The organism is Streptomyces sp. NBC_01551 (assembly GCF_026339935.1).
GTDB lineage: Bacteria > Actinomycetota > Actinomycetes > Streptomycetales > Streptomycetaceae > Streptomyces.
In genome coordinates this window covers 4,138,795-4,154,348 of record NZ_JAPEPX010000001.1, presented here as the reverse complement: position 1 = coordinate 4,154,348, position 15,554 = coordinate 4,138,795, and the positions used below count along the sequence as shown (strand labels likewise).

General features: G+C 72.3%; 16 protein-coding genes. 7 read left to right on the top strand and 9 right to left on the bottom strand.

What is annotated here, in order from left to right; genetic code table 11:
• Window positions 1-10: 10 nt before the first annotated feature.
• Together OG982_RS18865 and OG982_RS18860 are read right to left on the bottom strand one after the other, a co-directional pair.
• The gene (locus tag OG982_RS18865) at window positions 11-982 is read right to left on the bottom strand and encodes a DeoR/GlpR family DNA-binding transcription regulator (protein ID WP_266785262.1); all 972 of its coding nucleotides are present in this window, start codon (window positions 980-982) and stop codon (window positions 11-13) included.
• 175 nt (window positions 983-1,157) lie between these two features.
• Window positions 1,158-2,597: an NAD(P)H-quinone dehydrogenase gene (locus tag OG982_RS18860; protein ID WP_266785264.1), complete on the bottom strand. Its 1,440-nt coding sequence runs from the start codon at window positions 2,595-2,597 to the stop codon at window positions 1,158-1,160.
• 185 nt (window positions 2,598-2,782) lie between these two features.
• Here OG982_RS18860 and OG982_RS18855 point away from each other — a divergent pair, with 185 nt between their 5' ends.
• From OG982_RS18855 to OG982_RS18845, 3 genes are all read left to right on the top strand, one after another.
• Window positions 2,783-3,220 (top strand): gamma-glutamylcyclotransferase, encoded by a 438-nt coding sequence (locus tag OG982_RS18855; protein WP_053786320.1) that lies wholly within the window; start codon window positions 2,783-2,785, stop codon window positions 3,218-3,220.
• A gap of 142 nt (window positions 3,221-3,362) precedes the next feature.
• Window positions 3,363-4,169: a purine-nucleoside phosphorylase gene (locus OG982_RS18850; RefSeq protein WP_266785266.1), complete on the top strand. Its 807-nt coding sequence runs from the start codon at window positions 3,363-3,365 to the stop codon at window positions 4,167-4,169.
• A 44-nt stretch (window positions 4,170-4,213) separates the two neighbouring features.
• Window positions 4,214-5,863: a phospho-sugar mutase gene (locus tag OG982_RS18845; protein ID WP_266785268.1), complete on the top strand. Its 1,650-nt coding sequence runs from the start codon at window positions 4,214-4,216 to the stop codon at window positions 5,861-5,863.
• 372 nt (window positions 5,864-6,235) lie between these two features.
• Here the strand turns inward: OG982_RS18845 and OG982_RS18840 are convergent, their stop codons facing one another.
• Genes OG982_RS18840 through afsQ1 form a run of 3 tightly spaced genes read right to left on the bottom strand, consistent with a single transcriptional unit; the run spans window position 6,236 to window position 9,013 of the window.
• Window positions 6,236-6,868: a hypothetical protein gene (locus tag OG982_RS18840; RefSeq protein ID WP_266785270.1), complete on the bottom strand. Its 633-nt coding sequence runs from the start codon at window positions 6,866-6,868 to the stop codon at window positions 6,236-6,238.
• Window positions 6,852-8,339 carry a cell wall metabolism sensor histidine kinase WalK gene (locus tag OG982_RS18835; RefSeq protein WP_266785272.1) on the bottom strand — a complete coding sequence of 496 codons (1,488 nt, stop codon included), beginning with the start codon at window positions 8,337-8,339 and terminating at the stop codon, window positions 6,852-6,854. Before OG982_RS18835 ends, OG982_RS18840 begins: the two co-directional genes overlap by 17 nt.
• Window positions 8,336-9,013 (bottom strand): response regulator transcription factor, encoded by a 678-nt coding sequence (gene afsQ1 / locus OG982_RS18830; protein WP_214933990.1) that lies wholly within the window; start codon window positions 9,011-9,013, stop codon window positions 8,336-8,338. Before afsQ1 ends, OG982_RS18835 begins: the two co-directional genes overlap by 4 nt.
• A gap of 184 nt (window positions 9,014-9,197) precedes the next feature.
• Here afsQ1 and OG982_RS18825 point away from each other — a divergent pair, with 184 nt between their 5' ends.
• From OG982_RS18825 to OG982_RS18815, 3 genes are all read left to right on the top strand, one after another.
• Window positions 9,198-9,905, top strand: a complete 708-nt coding sequence (locus OG982_RS18825; RefSeq protein WP_266785276.1) for a SigE family RNA polymerase sigma factor — start codon at window positions 9,198-9,200, stop codon at window positions 9,903-9,905.
• 255 nt (window positions 9,906-10,160) lie between these two features.
• On the top strand, window positions 10,161-10,580 hold the full coding sequence (locus OG982_RS18820; RefSeq protein ID WP_266785278.1) for an SRPBCC family protein: 420 nt from the start codon (window positions 10,161-10,163) through the stop codon (window positions 10,578-10,580).
• A 5-nt stretch (window positions 10,581-10,585) separates the two neighbouring features.
• Complete coding sequence (locus OG982_RS18815) at window positions 10,586-11,017, top strand: MarR family winged helix-turn-helix transcriptional regulator (protein ID WP_266785280.1); 432 nt, start codon at window positions 10,586-10,588, stop codon at window positions 11,015-11,017.
• A gap of 19 nt (window positions 11,018-11,036) precedes the next feature.
• On the opposite strand, the gene OG982_RS18810 is transcribed toward OG982_RS18815, so the two are convergent.
• Window positions 11,037-11,738 carry a uridine kinase gene (locus OG982_RS18810; RefSeq protein WP_266791865.1) on the bottom strand — a complete coding sequence of 234 codons (702 nt, stop codon included), beginning with the start codon at window positions 11,736-11,738 and terminating at the stop codon, window positions 11,037-11,039.
• Window positions 11,739-11,792: 54 nt separating this feature from the next.
• On the opposite strand from OG982_RS18810, the gene OG982_RS18805 reads away from it, so the two are divergent.
• Complete coding sequence (locus OG982_RS18805) at window positions 11,793-12,146, top strand: hypothetical protein (protein ID WP_266785282.1); 354 nt, start codon at window positions 11,793-11,795, stop codon at window positions 12,144-12,146.
• Window positions 12,147-12,237: 91 nt separating this feature from the next.
• On the opposite strand, the gene OG982_RS18800 is transcribed toward OG982_RS18805, so the two are convergent.
• The 3 genes from OG982_RS18800 to deoC are packed head-to-tail and all read right to left on the bottom strand — an operon-like array spanning window position 12,238 to window position 15,531.
• Window positions 12,238-13,134, bottom strand: coding sequence for an aldehyde dehydrogenase family protein (locus OG982_RS18800; RefSeq protein WP_266948942.1), 897 nt, complete (start codon window positions 13,132-13,134; stop codon window positions 12,238-12,240).
• Window positions 13,127-14,563: an aldehyde dehydrogenase family protein gene (locus OG982_RS18795; RefSeq protein ID WP_266948940.1), complete on the bottom strand. Its 1,437-nt coding sequence runs from the start codon at window positions 14,561-14,563 to the stop codon at window positions 13,127-13,129. The genes OG982_RS18800 and OG982_RS18795 overlap by 8 nt, the downstream gene beginning before the upstream one ends.
• A 5-nt stretch (window positions 14,564-14,568) precedes the next feature.
• Window positions 14,569-15,531: a deoxyribose-phosphate aldolase gene (deoC, locus tag OG982_RS18790; protein WP_266791867.1), complete on the bottom strand. Its 963-nt coding sequence runs from the start codon at window positions 15,529-15,531 to the stop codon at window positions 14,569-14,571.
• Window positions 15,532-15,554 lie beyond the last annotated feature (23 nt).

Here is a 15,554-nt window from a genome sequence, read left to right as displayed (position 1 = left end):
CCCCGCGGGGCTAGCGGCGCCGCATGTCCGCGACGCGCGCCCGCTCACCGGCGCCCTGCTGCTCCAGCATGGCAGCGGCAGCGGCAGCGGCGGGCGCACTGCGCAACTGGGCCGTCGGCCCGCCCCGCCGCTGGACCGGCAACGGCGACTCCCGCCGCGGCCGCCGCCCCACCATCGGCCCGTCCCCGCCAGGGGCGACCGCGGCCCCGGCCACGGTGATCTGCACGCCCTGGTCCGCCAGCGCCTGCAACTCCGTACCGGCCCGGTCGTCGTGCGGCGGCGGCTCGTCCGTCACCAGCCGCGTCATCACGTCCGTCGGCACGGTCTGGAACATGGTGTCCGTCCCGAGCTTCGTGTGATCGGCGAGCACCACCACCTCCGCCGCCGCCTGCACCAGTGCCCGGTCCACGCTCGCGGAGAGCATGTTCGAGGTGGACAGCCCGCGCTCGGCGGTCAGACCGCTCCCCGACAGGAAGGCCCGCGAGACCCGCAGCCCCTGGAGGGACTGCTCGGCCCCGCTGCCGACGAGCGCGTAGTTGGACCCGCGCAGGGTGCCGCCGGTCATCACCACTTCCACCCGGTTGGCGTGGGCCAGGGCCTGCGCGACCAGCAGGGAGTTGGTGACGACGGTCAGGCCGGGCACCCGCGCGAGCCGGCGGGCCAGCTCCTGCGTGGTGGTACCGGCGCCGACGACCACGGCCTCGCCCTCTTCGACGAGACTTGCCGCGACATCGGCAATGGCGGTCTTCTCCGCCGTCGCGAGATGGGACTTTTGCGGAAAGCCGGACTCCCGCGTGAAACCGCCCGGCAATACCGCACCGCCGTGCCGGCGGTCGAGGAGTCCTTCTGCCTCCAGTGCCCGCACGTCCCGCCGTACGGTCACTTCGGAGGTCTGGACGACGCGGGCGAGCTCCCGGAGCGATACCGCTCCGTTGGCCCGCACCATTTCGAGGATCAATTGGCGACGTTCTGCAGCGAACACGAAACTGACAGTAACCCCAACGACCGTCTGCTTTCAGCTCTTTACGCCGGAATACCGAAGTTGTTCATAAGGCGGGGTGACTAGTGGTATACGCAGTCCTACGACTGCGTGAACGTCCCACGATTCGAGCCGACCCCGCCTCAAACTCCGTACGGAGCAAGGAGGTTGCCCGGGATCAGGCCTCCCCGGCGGCCTTCCGCGTGTGCAACTGGCGCGCCACCTCGGCGATCGAGCCCGAGAGGGAGGGGTACACGGTGAACGCGTTTGCGATCTGCTCGACCGTCAGGTTGTTGTCGACCGCGATCGAGATGGGGTGGATCAGCTCGCTCGCGCGCGGCGAGACGACGACGCCGCCCACCACGATCCCGGTTCCCGGGCGGCAGAACATCTTCACGAAGCCGTCCCGGATGCCCTGCATCTTGGCGCGCGGGTTGCGCAGCAGCGGCAGCTTCACGACACGGGCGTCGATCTTCCCTGAGTCCACGTCGGCCTGCGTGTAACCGACAGTGGCGATCTCCGGGTCGGTGAACACGTTCGACGAGACCGTCTTCAGGTTCAGCGGGGCCACCGCGTCGCCGAGGAAGTGGTACATCGCGATGCGCCCCTGCATGGCGGCGACGGAGGCCAGCGCGAACACGCCGGTCACGTCTCCGGCCGCGTACACGCCGGGGGCGGAGGTGCGGGAGACCTTGTCGGTCCAGATGTGGCCGGACTCCTTGAGCCGGACCCCGGACTCCTCCAGGTTCATGTTCCCGGTGTTCGGGATCGCGCCGACCGCCATCAGGCAGTGGGTGCCGGTGATGACGCGGCCGTCGGAGAGGGTGACCTCGACCCGGTCGCCCACCCGCTTGGCGGATTCGGCACGCGAGCGTCCGATGACGTTCATGCCGCGGCGCCGGAAGACGTCCTCCAGGACGGCGGCGGCGTCCGGGTCCTCGCCGGGCAGCACGCGGTCGCGGGAGGACACCAGGGTCACCCGGGAGCCGAGGGCCTGGTACGCGCCGGCGAACTCGGCGCCGGTGACGCCGGAGCCGACGACGATGAGCTCCTCCGGGAGCTCGTCGAGGTCGTAGACCTGGGTCCAGTTCAGGATGCGCTCGCCGTCGGGCATCGCGTCCGGGATCTCGCGGGGGTGGCCGCCGGTCGCGATCAGCACGGCGTCGGCCGTCAGGATCGTCTCCGTGCCGTCCGCGGCGGTGACGATCACGTCCCGGGTGCCGTCGATGCCCTGCGGGCCGCCGAGCTTGCCGCGGCCGCGCATGACGCGGGCGCCGGCCCGGGTGACGGAGGCGGTGATGTCGTGCGACTGGGCGAGCGCGAGGCGCTTGACGCGGCGGTTGACCTTGCCGAGGTCCACGCCGACGACGCGCGCGGCCTGCTCGATGTGCGGGGTGTCGTCGGCGACGACGATGCCCAGCTCCTCGTACGAGGAGTCGAAGGTGGTCATCACCTCGGCGGTCGCGATGAGGGTCTTGGAGGGCACGCAGTCGGTGAGCACCGACGCCCCGCCCAGACCGTCGCAGTCGACGACGGTCACCTCCGCGCCGAGCTGGGCCCCCACGAGGGCCGCCTCATACCCGCCGGGTCCGCCGCCGATGATCACGATCCGGGTCACGAAAACTCCGCCTCACGTCTACCCGGCCGGCTGCCGCCCCGGCCGGGGCTTCCGGGGGTCTCCCCGGGGGATGCATTCCGTGCCCCATTGTCCCGCACGCTTCAAGGTGCTTCTCCCCCGGTCCGGCCATCCGTGCGGACGGCCGGGCACGCGGCCTGCCCCGCCCCTCCCGTACCCTCGACCTCATGTCGCTCTACGCCGCGTACGCCGGCAACCTCGACCCGCGGCTGATGACGCGCCGCGCACCCCATTCGCCGCTGCGCGGCACGGGCTGGATCAACGACTGGCGGCTGACCTTCGGCGGCGAGCAGATGGGCTGGGAGGGCGCGCTCGCGACGATCGTCGAAGCGCCGCGCCACCAGGTCTTCGTCGCCCTGTACGACATCGCGCCGCTGGACGAGGACTCCATGGACCGGTGGGAGGGCGTCGGGCTCGACATCTACCGCCGCATGCGCATCCGCGTCCACACCCTGGACGGCGAGGAGGCGGCCTGGTGCTACGTCCTCAACGGCTACGAGGGCGGCCTCCCCTCGGCCCGCTACCTCGGCGAGATCGCCGACGCGGCCGAATCCGCGGGCGCGCCGCACGACTACGTGATGGAACTGCGCAAGCGCCCCTGCTGAGGCCGGACCCGGTCTCGCCACCGGGCCCCCGGTTCCGCACCACCCCCGGGGGACGATTCGGCGGATACGACAAAGCAACGATCCGAACACCGTGAGCTGTGCCATCTACGCGCGTAGGCAATGCTCGGCTACGCTCGTCTGCGTGAACGCATCTGTTACCGACCCCTTCGCCGACGCCACCGCCGCAGCCGCCCGCCTGCGTGAGCTGACCGGCGCCGAAACCCACGATGTCGCCCTCGTCATGGGCTCCGGCTGGGCCCCCGCCGCAGAGGCGCTGGGCGCGCCCGAGGCGGAGTTCCCGGTCACCGAGCTGCCCGGCTTCCCGCCCCCGGCCGTCGAGGGCCACGGCGGCAAGATCCGCTCGTACAAGATCGGCGACAAGCGCGCGCTGCTCTTCCTCGGCCGGACCCACTTCTACGAGGGCCGCGGCGTCGCCGCCGTCGCCCACGGTGTCCGCACCGCCGTCGCCGCCGGCTGCAAGACCGTCGTGCTGACCAACGGCTGCGGCGGTCTGCGCGAGGGCATGAAGCCCGGCCAGCCGGTCCTGATCAGCGACCACCTCAACCTGACCGCGACCTCGCCGATCGTCGGCGCCAACTTCGTGGACCTCACCGACCTCTACTCGCCGCGCCTGCGCGCGATGTGCAAGGAGATCGACGAGACCCTCGAAGAGGGCGTCTACGTCCAGTTCCCCGGCCCGCACTACGAGACCCCGGCCGAGATCAACATGATCCGCGTCATGGGCGCCGACCTGGTCGGCATGTCCACCGTGCTGGAGGCCATCGCCGCCCGTGAGGCCGGCGCCGAGGTGCTCGGCATCTCGCTGGTCACCAACCTGGCGGCGGGCATCTCCGGCGAGCCGCTGAACCACGAAGAGGTGCTCCAGGCCGGCCGCGACTCGGCCGCGCGCATGGGCAAGCTGCTCACCCAGGTCCTCGCCCGCATCTGAGGCGAGACACGCACCGGCACCGTACGAGAGACGAGGCGGAAGTAGTGCAGGAACAGGACGACCTGATCACCCGGGCCCAGGCCTGGCTGGCCGAGGACCCGGACCCGCAGACGGCGGCGGAGCTCGCCGAGCTCATCGGGTCCGGCGACACCGCCGAACTCGCGGAGCGCTTCTCCGGCACCCTGCAGTTCGGCACGGCCGGACTGCGCGGCGAGATCGGCGCCGGCCCGATGCGGATGAACCGCTCCGTGGTCATCCGCGCGGCGGCGGGCCTGGCGGCCTACCTACTGGCCCAGGGACACGCCGGCGGCCTGGTCGTCGTCGGCTACGACGCGCGCTACAAGTCCGCGGACTTCGCCCGCGACACCGCGGCCGTCATGACCGGCGCCGGGCTGCGCGCGGCCGTCCTGCCCCGACCGCTGCCGACGCCCGTCCTCGCGTACGCCATACGGCACCTGGGTGCCGTCGCCGGCGTCGAGGTGACCGCGAGCCACAACCCGCCCCGGGACAACGGCTACAAGGTCTACCTCGGCGACGGCTCCCAGATCGTCTCCCCGGCGGACGCCGAGATCGCGGCGGAGATCGCCCGCGTGGACACGCTCGCCTCGGTCCCCCGTCCGGAGTCCGGCTGGGAAGACCTCGGTGACGAGGTCCTGGAGGCCTACCTGGCGCGTACGGACGCGGTCCTGACCCCCGGCTCCCCCCGGGGCGTCCGAACCGTCTACACGGCCATGCACGGCGTCGGCAAGGACGTCGTCATGGCGGCCTTCGCCCGCGCCGGCTTCCCGACCCCGGTCCTGGTGGCCGAGCAGGCGGAGCCGGACCCGGCGTTCCCGACGGTCGCCTTCCCCAACCCGGAGGAGCCGGGCGCGATGGACCTGTCCTTCGCGAAGGCCGCCGAGGCCGGGCCGGACATCGTGATCGCGAACGACCCGGACGCGGACCGCTGCGCGGTGGCGGTGCCGACCGCCGACGGCGGCTGGCGCATGCTCCGGGGCGACGAGGTCGGCGCGCTGCTGGCGGCCCACCTGGTCCACAAGGGCGCGCGCGGTGTCTTCGCCGAGTCGATCGTCTCGTCGTCCCTCCTCGGCCGGATCGCGGACGCGGCGGGCGTGGGCTACGAGGAGACCCTCACGGGCTTCAAGTGGATCTCGCGCGTCGAGGGCCTGCGCTACGGCTACGAGGAGGCGCTCGGCTACTGCGTGGACCCCGAGGGCGTCCGCGACAAGGACGGCATCACCGCCGCCCTGCTGGTGGCGGAGCTGGCGTCGGAGCTCAAGGAGCAGGGCCGCACCCTGACCGACCTGCTGGACGACCTGGCGATGGCCCACGGGCTGCACGCCACCGACCAGCTGTCGGTCCGCGTCTCGGACCTGTCGGTCATCGCCGACGCGATGGCGGCGCTGCGCGCGCAGCCGCCGACCGTCCTGGCGGGGCTGCGGGTCGTCTCGGCGGAGGACCTGGGCGAGGGCACGGCGACGCTGCCCCCGACGGACGGCCTGCGCTACTACCTGGACGGCGACTACAAGGCCCGGGTGATCGTCCGCCCGTCGGGCACGGAGCCGAAGTTGAAGTGCTACCTGGAGGTCGTGGTCCCGGTCGCGGACGCCGCCGACCTCACCGCGGCCCGCACCCGGGGCCAGGACGTCCTGGACGCCGTCAAGAAGGACCTGGCCGCCGCGGCCGGGATCTGATTTCCCCACGCGCCCCTCGCACGGCCCGGCCCTGGCGGTCCTCCCCGGATCCGGGCCGCACCGCCGAACTCCGTCCGGCGGTGCGTGACCGGGCGCCTGTGGGCGTCTGCCCGGCCCCGGCCCGTCCGCCGGGGCCGTACCCGGGCGCCCGGCCCGGCCCGTCCGCCGACCGGGCCCCACCGGCCCCCTGAGCCCGCCTCAGGGGGCCGTCCCCATTCCCGGGCCCGCCCTTATCCAGCCCCGCCGGCATTTGAGGCGCGGGGGTCCGGGGGAAGCGCCCCCGCAACGGCGCCGCGGTCGGGCGGCTCACGCCCGGCCCGGTGGCCGTCCCCGGCCCGGCGGCGCGAGGGACGCCGGGCGATCGGGACCCCGTCAGGAAGCCGTCGGCTTCGGGCGGACCACGTCGCCCAGGGTCGGGACCGATTCCGGGCGGGAGCGGACGGCGTCCGTGCACTCCCACGCCCGCGGCGGGTCCGCGTCCGGGCCGCCCAGGACCACCGCCCCGGGCCCCGCCGACACGGCATCGCTGCCGGCCAGCGTGCACACGATCTGCGACAGCGCCACCGGCGGCAGGTCCTCCGGCCGCCGGCTCAGCCGCAGCGTCCCCGCCGGGTCGCCCGCCCGCGACGGCTCGGCCGTCAGCCCGCCCGGGACCCCGGTCGTGAACCCCGCGTCCCGCTCCTGCGCGGACGGGGTCCGCTCCAGCGCCTCCAGCAGCGCCTGCGTCGCCAGCACCACGGGCTCGCGCGCCGTCCGCTTCTCCGGCACCGGCACCACCCGCTCCACGCCGACCAGCTGGGAGCCGCAGATCAGCTCCACCGTGGCCCGGAACCCCTGGACCCCGCCCTGCCCGGCGGCCGGCGCCTCCGGCGTCTCGCACGACACCCGCGACGGAGCCGCGCCCACGTCCACCGGGACGGTCGTCGCCCGGATGCCGCAGCCGAACGTCCCGTACACCAGCGTCGCGAGCACGACCCCGGACAGCGCCCTACGCGTCCGCGTCACCGGCGATCACCTTCCCCACGTCCACCGGCAGCCGCAGCGTGAACAGCGCCCCGCCCTCCGCCGCGTTGGCGGCCGTGATGTCGCCGCCGTGGATGTGCGCGTTCTCCACGGCGATCGACAGGCCCAGCCCGCTGCCGTCCGACTTCGGCCGCGACGCGCTCGCCTTGTAGAACCGGTCGAAGACGTGCGGCAGGACCTCCTGCGGGATGCCCGGGCCGTTGTCCTTGACCGCGATGACCAGCCACTCCTCCTCGACCGTCACCGACACCCGCACCGGCGAACCGCCGTGCTTGAGCGCGTTGCCGATCAGGTTGGCCAGGATGACGTCGAGCCGGCGCGGGTCGAGCCGGGCCATGATGCCCCGCTCCGCGTCGAGTTCGACGGCGTCGAGCCACGCCCGCGCGTCGATGCAGGCCGTCACCTGGTCGGCGACGTCCACGTCGTCCAGCACCAGCCGCGCCGTCCCCGCGTCGAAGCGGGTGACTTCCATCAGGTTCTCCACCAGGTCGTTCAGGCGCCGCGTCTCGCTCACGACCAGCGCCACCGCCGGTGCGATCATCGGATCGAGGTCGTCGACCTCCTCCTCCAGCACTTCGGCCACCGCCGTCAACGCCGTCAGCGGCGTGCGCAGTTCATGGGACATGTCCGCGACGAACCGCCGACTGGACTCCTCCCGCGCGCTCATGTCGGCGACCTTCTTCTCCAGCGCCTCCGCCGTCTTGTTGAAGGTCCGGGACAGGTCGGCGAGTTCGTCGGTCCCCGACACGTCGAGCCGGTGGTCCAGCTCGCCCTCGCCGAGCCGCCGCGCCGCGTCGCCGAGGCGCTGTACGGGCCTCAGCACGGTCCGGGCCGCGGCCTGCGCGAGCAGCGCGGACCCGAGCAGTGCGAGGCCCGTCGCGATGGTCAGCGACCAGCCCAGCGCGTTCAGGTCGTCCCGCTCCTGCGCGAGGGACTTGTACATGTAGCCGGTCGGCCCGCCGCCCACGATCCGCGTCCCGCCGACCAGGTACGGATTGCCCTGCGGCTTCGTCCGCTGCCAGTACACGTGGTACTCGGCGTCGTTGGCCGACGTCGTCTTCTGCCGGTCGTTCACGGCGCTCTGGAGCGACTTGGGTACGTCGTCCAGCCCGAAGGAGTCGGGACCGGCCGCGCCGAACACCTTGCGGCCGTCCTCCCGCTCGTCGACCAGCAGCACGCTGTACCCGGGGCTGCTGCCCGCCATCAGCTCGGCGGTGCGCTGCATCTCCTCGGGTGTCGGGTCGCCGGGCAGCGCGGCGGCCCGGTTCTGCATCTCCTGCCGGAAGTCGCCGAGGGCGGCCTCCTGGACGCGCGTGAGGACCGCCTCGCGGTTGAGCCAGTAGGCGATGCCGGAAGCGGAGACGGCGGCCGTCAGCGCGACCAGGGCGAACACGACGAGGAGCCGCAGCCGCAGGCTGGTCCAGCGCCGGCCCGCGAACAGGGCTCGGATCACTGCGGGGAGTCCAGCCGGTAGCCGACTCCGCGCACGGTACGGATGAGGGTCGGTGAGGACGGGATCTCCTCCACCTTGGCGCGCAGCCGCTGCACGCACGCGTCCACGAGCCGGGAGTCGCCGAGGTAGTCGTGCTCCCAGACCAGCCGCAGCAGCTGCTGCCGGGAGAGCGCCTGGCCGGGCCGGCGGCTCAGTTCGAGGAGCAGCCGCAGCTCGGTCGGGGTGAGCTGGAGGTCCTCGCCGTTCTTCGTCACGGTCATCGCGGCGCGGTCGATGACGAGGGACCCGAAGGTGGCGGAGTCGCTCGCCTCGCGCTCGCCGCGGCGCAGCACGGCCCGGATCCGGGCGTCGAGCACACGCCCCTGGACGGGCTTGACCACGTAGTCGTCGGCGCCCGATTCGAGGCCGACGACCACGTCGATGTCATCGCTGCGCGCGGTGAGCAGGATGATCGGCAGCTGGTCGGTGCGACGGATCCGCCGGCACACCTCGAAGCCGTCGATCCCGGGCAGCATGACGTCCAGCACGATCAGGTCCGGCCGCTGCTCGCGCAGCAGTTTCAGGCCGTCCTCGCCCGTCGCCGCGGTGGCCACTCGGTGGCCCTGGCGAGACAGGGAGAGTTCGAGGGCCGTGCGGATGGCGTCGTCGTCCTCGATCAGCAACAGGAAGGGCACGGGCTCATTCTGTCCCATCGCCCGTTGGGACTTGTACCCGCGTGCGCGATCCCGGTTCCGCAGCGCCTGTGACAGTGCTGTGACAGTCGGCGGACACCCCGGTTATGTCCCGGGGGCAGGCTTCTACCAACGCACCAAGGAACCACCTCAGAACCGAAGCAGACTCCACGACGGGGGGCGCGAGATGAACACGCTGCACAGCACCACCACCAGCGCGGTTGTCACGCGGCTGCACGATGTGAACCGCCGGGCAGGTGTCCGTACGGCGACGGTCACCCGTCCCCGGCCGGCACACGTAGTGGCCATCGACGCGAACACGTACCAGTCCTCCTCCGTCGCGGCGCGGCCCGCGCCGGCCCCGGCGTCGAGCTCGGAGGCCGAGTTCACGGCGTACGTCCAGGAGCGGCGGGCCGCCCTGTACGCGACGGCGTTCCACCTGACCGGTGACCGTTACGAGGCCGAGGACCTGCTCCAGAGCGCGCTGTTCTCGACGTACCGGGCGTGGGACCGGATCAGCGACAAGGCGGCCGTGGGCGGTTACCTGCGGCGGACGATGACGAACCTGCACATCAGCGCGTGGCGCCGGCGGAAGCTGAACGAGTACCCGACGGAGGAGCTGCCGGAGACGGCCTCCGACACGGACGCGATGCGGGGCACGGAACTGCGCGCGGTGCTGTGGCAGGCGCTGACCCGGATCCCGGAGCCGCAGCGGACGATGCTGGTGCTGCGGTACTACGAGGGCCGGACGGACCCGGAGATCGCGGAGATCCTGGGCATCAGCGTCGGCACCGTGAAGTCGAGCATCTGGCGGTCGCTGCGCCGGCTGCGCGAGGACGAGGCGCTGAGCTTCGGGCGTGACGAGGCGGAGTCCTTCGAGGAGCTCGTCGCGTAACCGGAAGACCACGTGGCCAGGGGGCCCGTCCTACGGGGGTGGGGCGGGGGTCACATGGGGGGAGAAGAGGCGGGATCATGCGGCCGGGGGTCCGCACGATCCCGCCTTTTCGCATGTCCGGGGCCGGGGCGGTCGCGCGCGGCGGTCGTGTGCGGCGGTCACCTGGGCGGTCGCCTGTGGCGGACACCTGTGGACAGATAGTCTTCGCAGAGATAATCTCTCCACAGACATTCTGTTCGGATCGAGGAGGCCACCATGTGGGAGTACGAGCACGCCGTGGAGACCGACGCCGCGCCCGAGGCGCTGTGGCGGCTCTGGAGCGACGTGGAGAACTGGGGCGCCTGGAACGGCGGGATCGAGAAGATCGAGCTCCGGGGGCCGTTCGCCGAAGGCGCCGGGATCACGATGACCCCGCCCGGGGACGAGCCGGTGGAGCTGCGGGTCACCGAATTCGGCGAGGGCGAGCACTTCACCGACGAGGCCCGCTTCGGCGACCTCGTCCTGCGCACCACCCACCGCCTCGTCCCGCTCGGGCCGGGCCGTACGCGGGTGCTGTACCGGATGGAGATCACCGGCGCGGGCGCCGCCGAGGCCGGGCCGCAGATCGGCCCCGGCATCACCGCGGACTGGCCCGAGACGATGGCCGCGCTCGTGGACCTCGCGGCGCGGGGCTGAGCGCGGTGCGGCCCGGCGAGAGCCCCGGTTTCCTGCTCTGGCACGTCACGCTGCGCTGGCAGCGCGACATCGCCGCGGCCCTGACGCCGCTCGACCTGACGCACGTGCAGTTCGTGCTGCTGGCCTGCACCTGGTGGCTGAACGGCCAGGGCGAGCGGCCCAACCAGCTGGCCGTGGCCCGCCAGGCGGGCACGGACGTGAAGATGACCTCCCAGGTGCTGCGCACCCTGGAGAAGAAGGGCCTGATCGAGCGCGAGGTGGACCCGGCCGACACCCGCGCCAAGCGGCTGCGCGTGACGGCGCTCGGCGCCGAACTGGCCCCGCGCGCGATCGCCGCCGTGGAGGAGGTCGACGCCCGGTTCTTCCGGCCGGTCCCGGTCGGGGACGCCGTGACCCTCCTCGCCCGCCTGGCCGCCGACCCCGACCCCGAGGCCTGAGCCGGGGCCGGGCCCGGGGCTAGGCCGGGGCCGGGGTGGTGCGGTGGCGGCCGGCGGCCGCGGCGGCGAGGCGGCCGAGGGCCTCGTCGCGGCCGCACGGGTGCGCACCCAGGGCCGCGTGGCGGGCCACGATGCCGCGCTCCGCCCGCATCAGCCGCAGGCCGCGCCGCAGCAGGAACAGCACCGACTTGCGGCCCTCGCGCAGGTCCCGCGCGAGGCGGCGGCGGAACGTCGTCGACGGCCGCCCCCGCAGGCAGATCGCGTCCGCGAGCAGCCCCAGCTCCTGGCACCGCCCGGCGATGTCCGCCGCGAAGATCCCCTCGGCGATGAACAGCGGCGTCCGCGAGATGTCCAGCGCCTCCGCACCGGTCCGCGAGGAGGTCGCGATGTCGTACACCGGGACCTGCGTACGCCCGGCCGCGCACAGCTCCTCGATCGCCGCGACGGCGGTGTCCGCGTCCCAGGACAGCGGGGAGTCCCAGTCGATGTCCGAACTGCCCTCGACCAGCGGGAGGGTCGGGTCGTCACCCTCCTTGTAGAAGTCGTCCAGGCGCAGCACGGGCAGACCCGAGCGGGCCGCCAGCGAGGACTTGCCGGACCCCGAGGGACCGGTCAGAAGAACGACACGCGTAGGCAAAGGAGAGGAGGAGCTCACGGGACACCAGTGTGAACCATTCCCCCGCACAGGGGATGCCTCCTGCGGCCGGTTGGTATCGAGGATCACACCTCAACTACGCTGCGTGCGCACGCGACTACGACCACAGGCGGGAAACCCATGGCACGTCACGCAGCTCCGCACGCCTCCGCGCTGCGCTCCGCAGGCCTCACCCTCTCCATGGCGGGCGCCGCGCTCGCGATGGCCGCGGGGGGTGCCCAGGCCGGTGAGCTCTCGGTCCCGGCGGCGCTCGCGGGGGTCACCGATCCGATCGCGAACCTCAAGGTGAACCCCCTCGCCCACACGGGCGTGGATCCCCTGGACAACGGCATCGGCACCAAGGTCGCGGACTTCCCCGCCGTCGGCACCGGCATGGTGACCGGCACCCTCACCAGCGGTCCCTCCGTCGGGGAGCTGCCCACGGCCGCCGCGTCCTCGCTGCTCGGCCCGCTGCTGCCGGGCGCTGCCGGCTAGCCCCGGGTGCGGGCGCGGAAAGGCCCCGGCGGCGCGGGGGACGCCACCGGGGCCGGCTTTTCCGTGACCGTAACCAGGTCCGGATCCGGGTCTAGTACGAAGACCCGCCCGAGCCCAGCGAACCCGTCGGGTGCCAGACCGTCTTGGTCTCCAGGAACGCCGTCAGGCGCGCCGTGCCCGGGTCCGCGCTCCAGTCGTCCACACCCTGTGGACGCAGCACGCGCTTGAGGTTGTCGGCCGCCGCGATCTCCAGCTCCTTGGCCAGCGCCGCGTCGGCACCCGCCAGGTCGATCGCGTTGACGTCCTGGTGCGACGCCAGGTGCGGGCCCATCTCGCCGGCCTTGCCGGACAGGATGTTGACCACGCCGCCGGGCAGGTCGGAGGTGGCGAGCACCTCGCCCAGGGAGAGGGCCGGCAGCGGGGACTTCTCGGAGGTGATCACGACCGCCGTGTTGCCGGTCGCGATGACCGGGGCGATCACCGAGATCAGGCCCAGGAAGGACGAGTCCTGGGGGGCGATCACGGTCACGACACCGGTCGGCTCCGGGGTGGAGAGGTTGAAGAACGGGCCCGCGACCGGGTTGGCCCCGCCCACGAGCTGGCCGATCTTGTCGGTCCAGCCCGCGTACCAGACCCAGCGGTCGATGGCCGCGTCCACGACCGCCGCGGCCTTGGACTTGGACAGCCCCTCGGCCTCGCCGACCTCGCGGACGAACTGCTCGCGGCGGCCCTCCAGCATCTCGGCGACGCGGTAGAGGATCTGCCCGCGGTTGTACGCGGTCGCGCCCGACCAGCCGCCGAACGCCTTGCGGGCGGCGACGACCGCGTCACGGGCGTCCTTGCGGGAGGACAGCGGAGCGTTGGCCAGCCAGTTGCCCTTGGAGTCGCTCACCTCGTACACCCGGCCGCTCTCGGAGCGGGGGAACTTGCCCCCGACGTACAGCTTGTAGGTCTTGAAGACGCTCAGACGCGTCGAAGACTCAGACATCGAGGTAGCCCTCCAGGCCGTGACGGCCGCCTTCGCGCCCGAAGCCCGACTCCTTGTAGCCGCCGAAGGGCGAGGTCGGGTCGAACTTGTTGAACGTGTTGGCCCAGACGACGCCCGCGCGGAGCTTGTTCGCGACCGCGAGGATGCGGCTGCCCTTCTCCGTCCAGATGCCGGCGGACAGGCCGTACTGGCTGTTGTTGGCCTTGGCGACGGCCTCGTCGGGCGTACGGAAGGTCAGCACGGACAGCACCGGGCCGAAGATCTCGTCGCGGGCGACGGTGTGCGCCTGGGTGACGTTCGTGAACAGCGTCGGGGCGAACCAGTAGCCGGAGGACGGCAGCTCGCACGCCGGGGACCAGCGCTCGGCGCCCTCGGCCTCGCCGGTCTCCGCGAGGGCGGTGATCCGGGCGAGCTGCTCGGCGGAGTTGATCGCGCCGATGTCGGTGTTCTTGTCGAGCGGGTCGCCCAGGCGCAGGGTGCTCAGGCGGCGCTTGAGGGAGTCCAGCAGCTCGTCGTGGATCGACTCCTGGACCAGCAGGCGCGAGCCCGCGCAGCAGACCTGGCCCTGGTTGAAGAAGATGCCGTTGACGATGCCCTCGACGGCCTGGTCGATGGGGGCGTCGTCGAAGACGATGTTGGCGCCCTTGCCGCCCAGCTCCAGGGTGACCTTCTTGTCCGTACCGGCGATCTGGCGGGCGATGGCCTTGCCGACCGCGGTCGAGCCGGTGAAGGCGACCTTGTTGACGTCCGGGTGGGCGACCAGCTCGGCGCCCGCGCCCCCGTACCCGGGGATGATGTTGACGACGCCCTTGGGCAGGCCGGCCTGGCGGCAGATGTCCGCGAAGAACAGCGCCGAGAGCGGGGTGGTCTCGGCGGGCTTCAGGACGACCGTGTTGCCGGTGGCGAGCGCCGGGGCGATCTTCCACGCGAGCATCAGCAGCGGGAAGTTCCACGGGATGACCTGGCCGGCCACGCCCAGCGGGCGCGGGTTCGCGCCGTAGCCGGCGTGGTCGAGCTTGTCGGCCCAGCCCGCGTAGTAGAAGAAGTGCGCGGCGACCAGCGGGAGGTCCGCGTCGCGGGTCTCCTTGATCGGCTTGCCGTTGTCCAGGGTCTCCAGGACTGCGAGCTCGCGGCTGCGCTCCTGGATGATCCGGGCGATGCGGAAGAGGTACTTGGCGCGCTCGGAGCCGGGCAGCGCGGACCACTTCTCGAAGGCCTTGCGGGCGGCCTTGACGGCGCGGTCGACGTCGGCGGCACCGGCCTGGGCGACCTCGGCGAGGACCTCCTCGGACGACGGCGAGACGGTCTTGAAGACCTTGCCGTCGGCGGCGTCGGTGAACTCGCCGTCGATGAACAGCCCGTAGGAGGGCGCGATGTCCACGACGGACCGCGACTCGGGGGCGGGTGCGTACTCGAATACAGATGCCATGGTGATCAGTCCACCGTCACGTAGTCGGGACCGGAGTAACGGCCGGTGCTCAGCTTCTGGCGCTGCATCAGCAGGTCGTTGAGCAGGCTGGAGGCGCCGAAACGGAACCAGTGGTTGGTCAGCCAGTCCTCGCCCACGGTCTCGTTGACCAGGACCAGGAACTTGATCGCGTCCTTGGTGGTCCGGATCCCGCCGGCCGGCTTCACACCGATCTGGATTCCAGTCTGCGCCTTGAAGTCGCGGACGGCTTCGAGCATCAGCAGGGTGTTGGCGGGGGTGGCGTTGACCCCGACCTTGCCCGTGGACGTCTTGATGAAGTCGGCGCCCGCGAGCATGCCGATCCAGGAGGCGCGGCGGATGTTGTCGTAGGTCGACAGCTCGCCGGTCTCGAAGATGACCTTGAGGCGGGCGGCGGTGCCGTCGGGGCGGACGCACGCCTCCTTGACGGCCTTGATCAGCTCGTACGTGTCGAGGTAGCGGCCGGCGAGGAAGGCGCCACGGTCGATGACCATGTCGATCTCGTCGGCGCCGGCGGCGACGGCGTCACGGGTGTCGGCCAGCTTGACCGGCAGGGCGGCGCGGCCCGCCGGGAAGGCGGTGGCGACGGAGGCGATCTTGACGTCCGCCCCGTTCAGGGCCGCCTTGGCGGTGGCCACCATGTCGGGGTAGACGCAGACCGCGGCGGTCATGGGCGTCGTACGGTCGGTCGGATCGGGGTTGACGGCCTTGGCGGCGAGTGCCCGGACCTTGCCCGGGGTGTCCGCGCCTTCCAGCGTCGTCAGGTCGATCATCGAGATGGCCAGGTCGATGGCGTACGCCTTGGCCGTGGTCTTGATCGAGCGAGTGCCGAGCGCGGCCGCGCGCGCCTCCAGGCCGACGGCGTCGACGCCGGGAAGCCCGTGGAGGAAGCGGCGCAGTGCGCTGTCGGACGTCGTCACGTCAGCGAATGCGGGGAGGGTGGTGGGCATGGTCACCACATGAGCATATCTAC

Coding starts and splice junctions, on each gene's coding strand:
- OG982_RS18805 (WP_266785282.1), top strand. CDS start 11,793: ATGGCACGTCACGCAGCTCCGCACGCCTCCGCGCTGCGCTCCGCAGGC.
- OG982_RS18855 (WP_053786320.1), top strand. CDS start 2,783: ATGTCGCTCTACGCCGCGTACGCCGGCAACCTCGACCCGCGGCTGATG.
- deoC (WP_266791867.1), bottom strand. CDS start 15,531: ATGCCCACCACCCTCCCCGCATTCGCTGACGTGACGACGTCCGACAGC.
- OG982_RS18795 (WP_266948940.1), bottom strand. CDS start 14,563: ATGGCATCTGTATTCGAGTACGCACCCGCCCCCGAGTCGCGGTCCGTC.
- OG982_RS18800 (WP_266948942.1), bottom strand. CDS start 13,134: ATGTCTGAGTCTTCGACGCGTCTGAGCGTCTTCAAGACCTACAAGCTG.
- OG982_RS18825 (WP_266785276.1), top strand. CDS start 9,198: ATGAACACGCTGCACAGCACCACCACCAGCGCGGTTGTCACGCGGCTG.
- OG982_RS18820 (WP_266785278.1), top strand. CDS start 10,161: ATGTGGGAGTACGAGCACGCCGTGGAGACCGACGCCGCGCCCGAGGCG.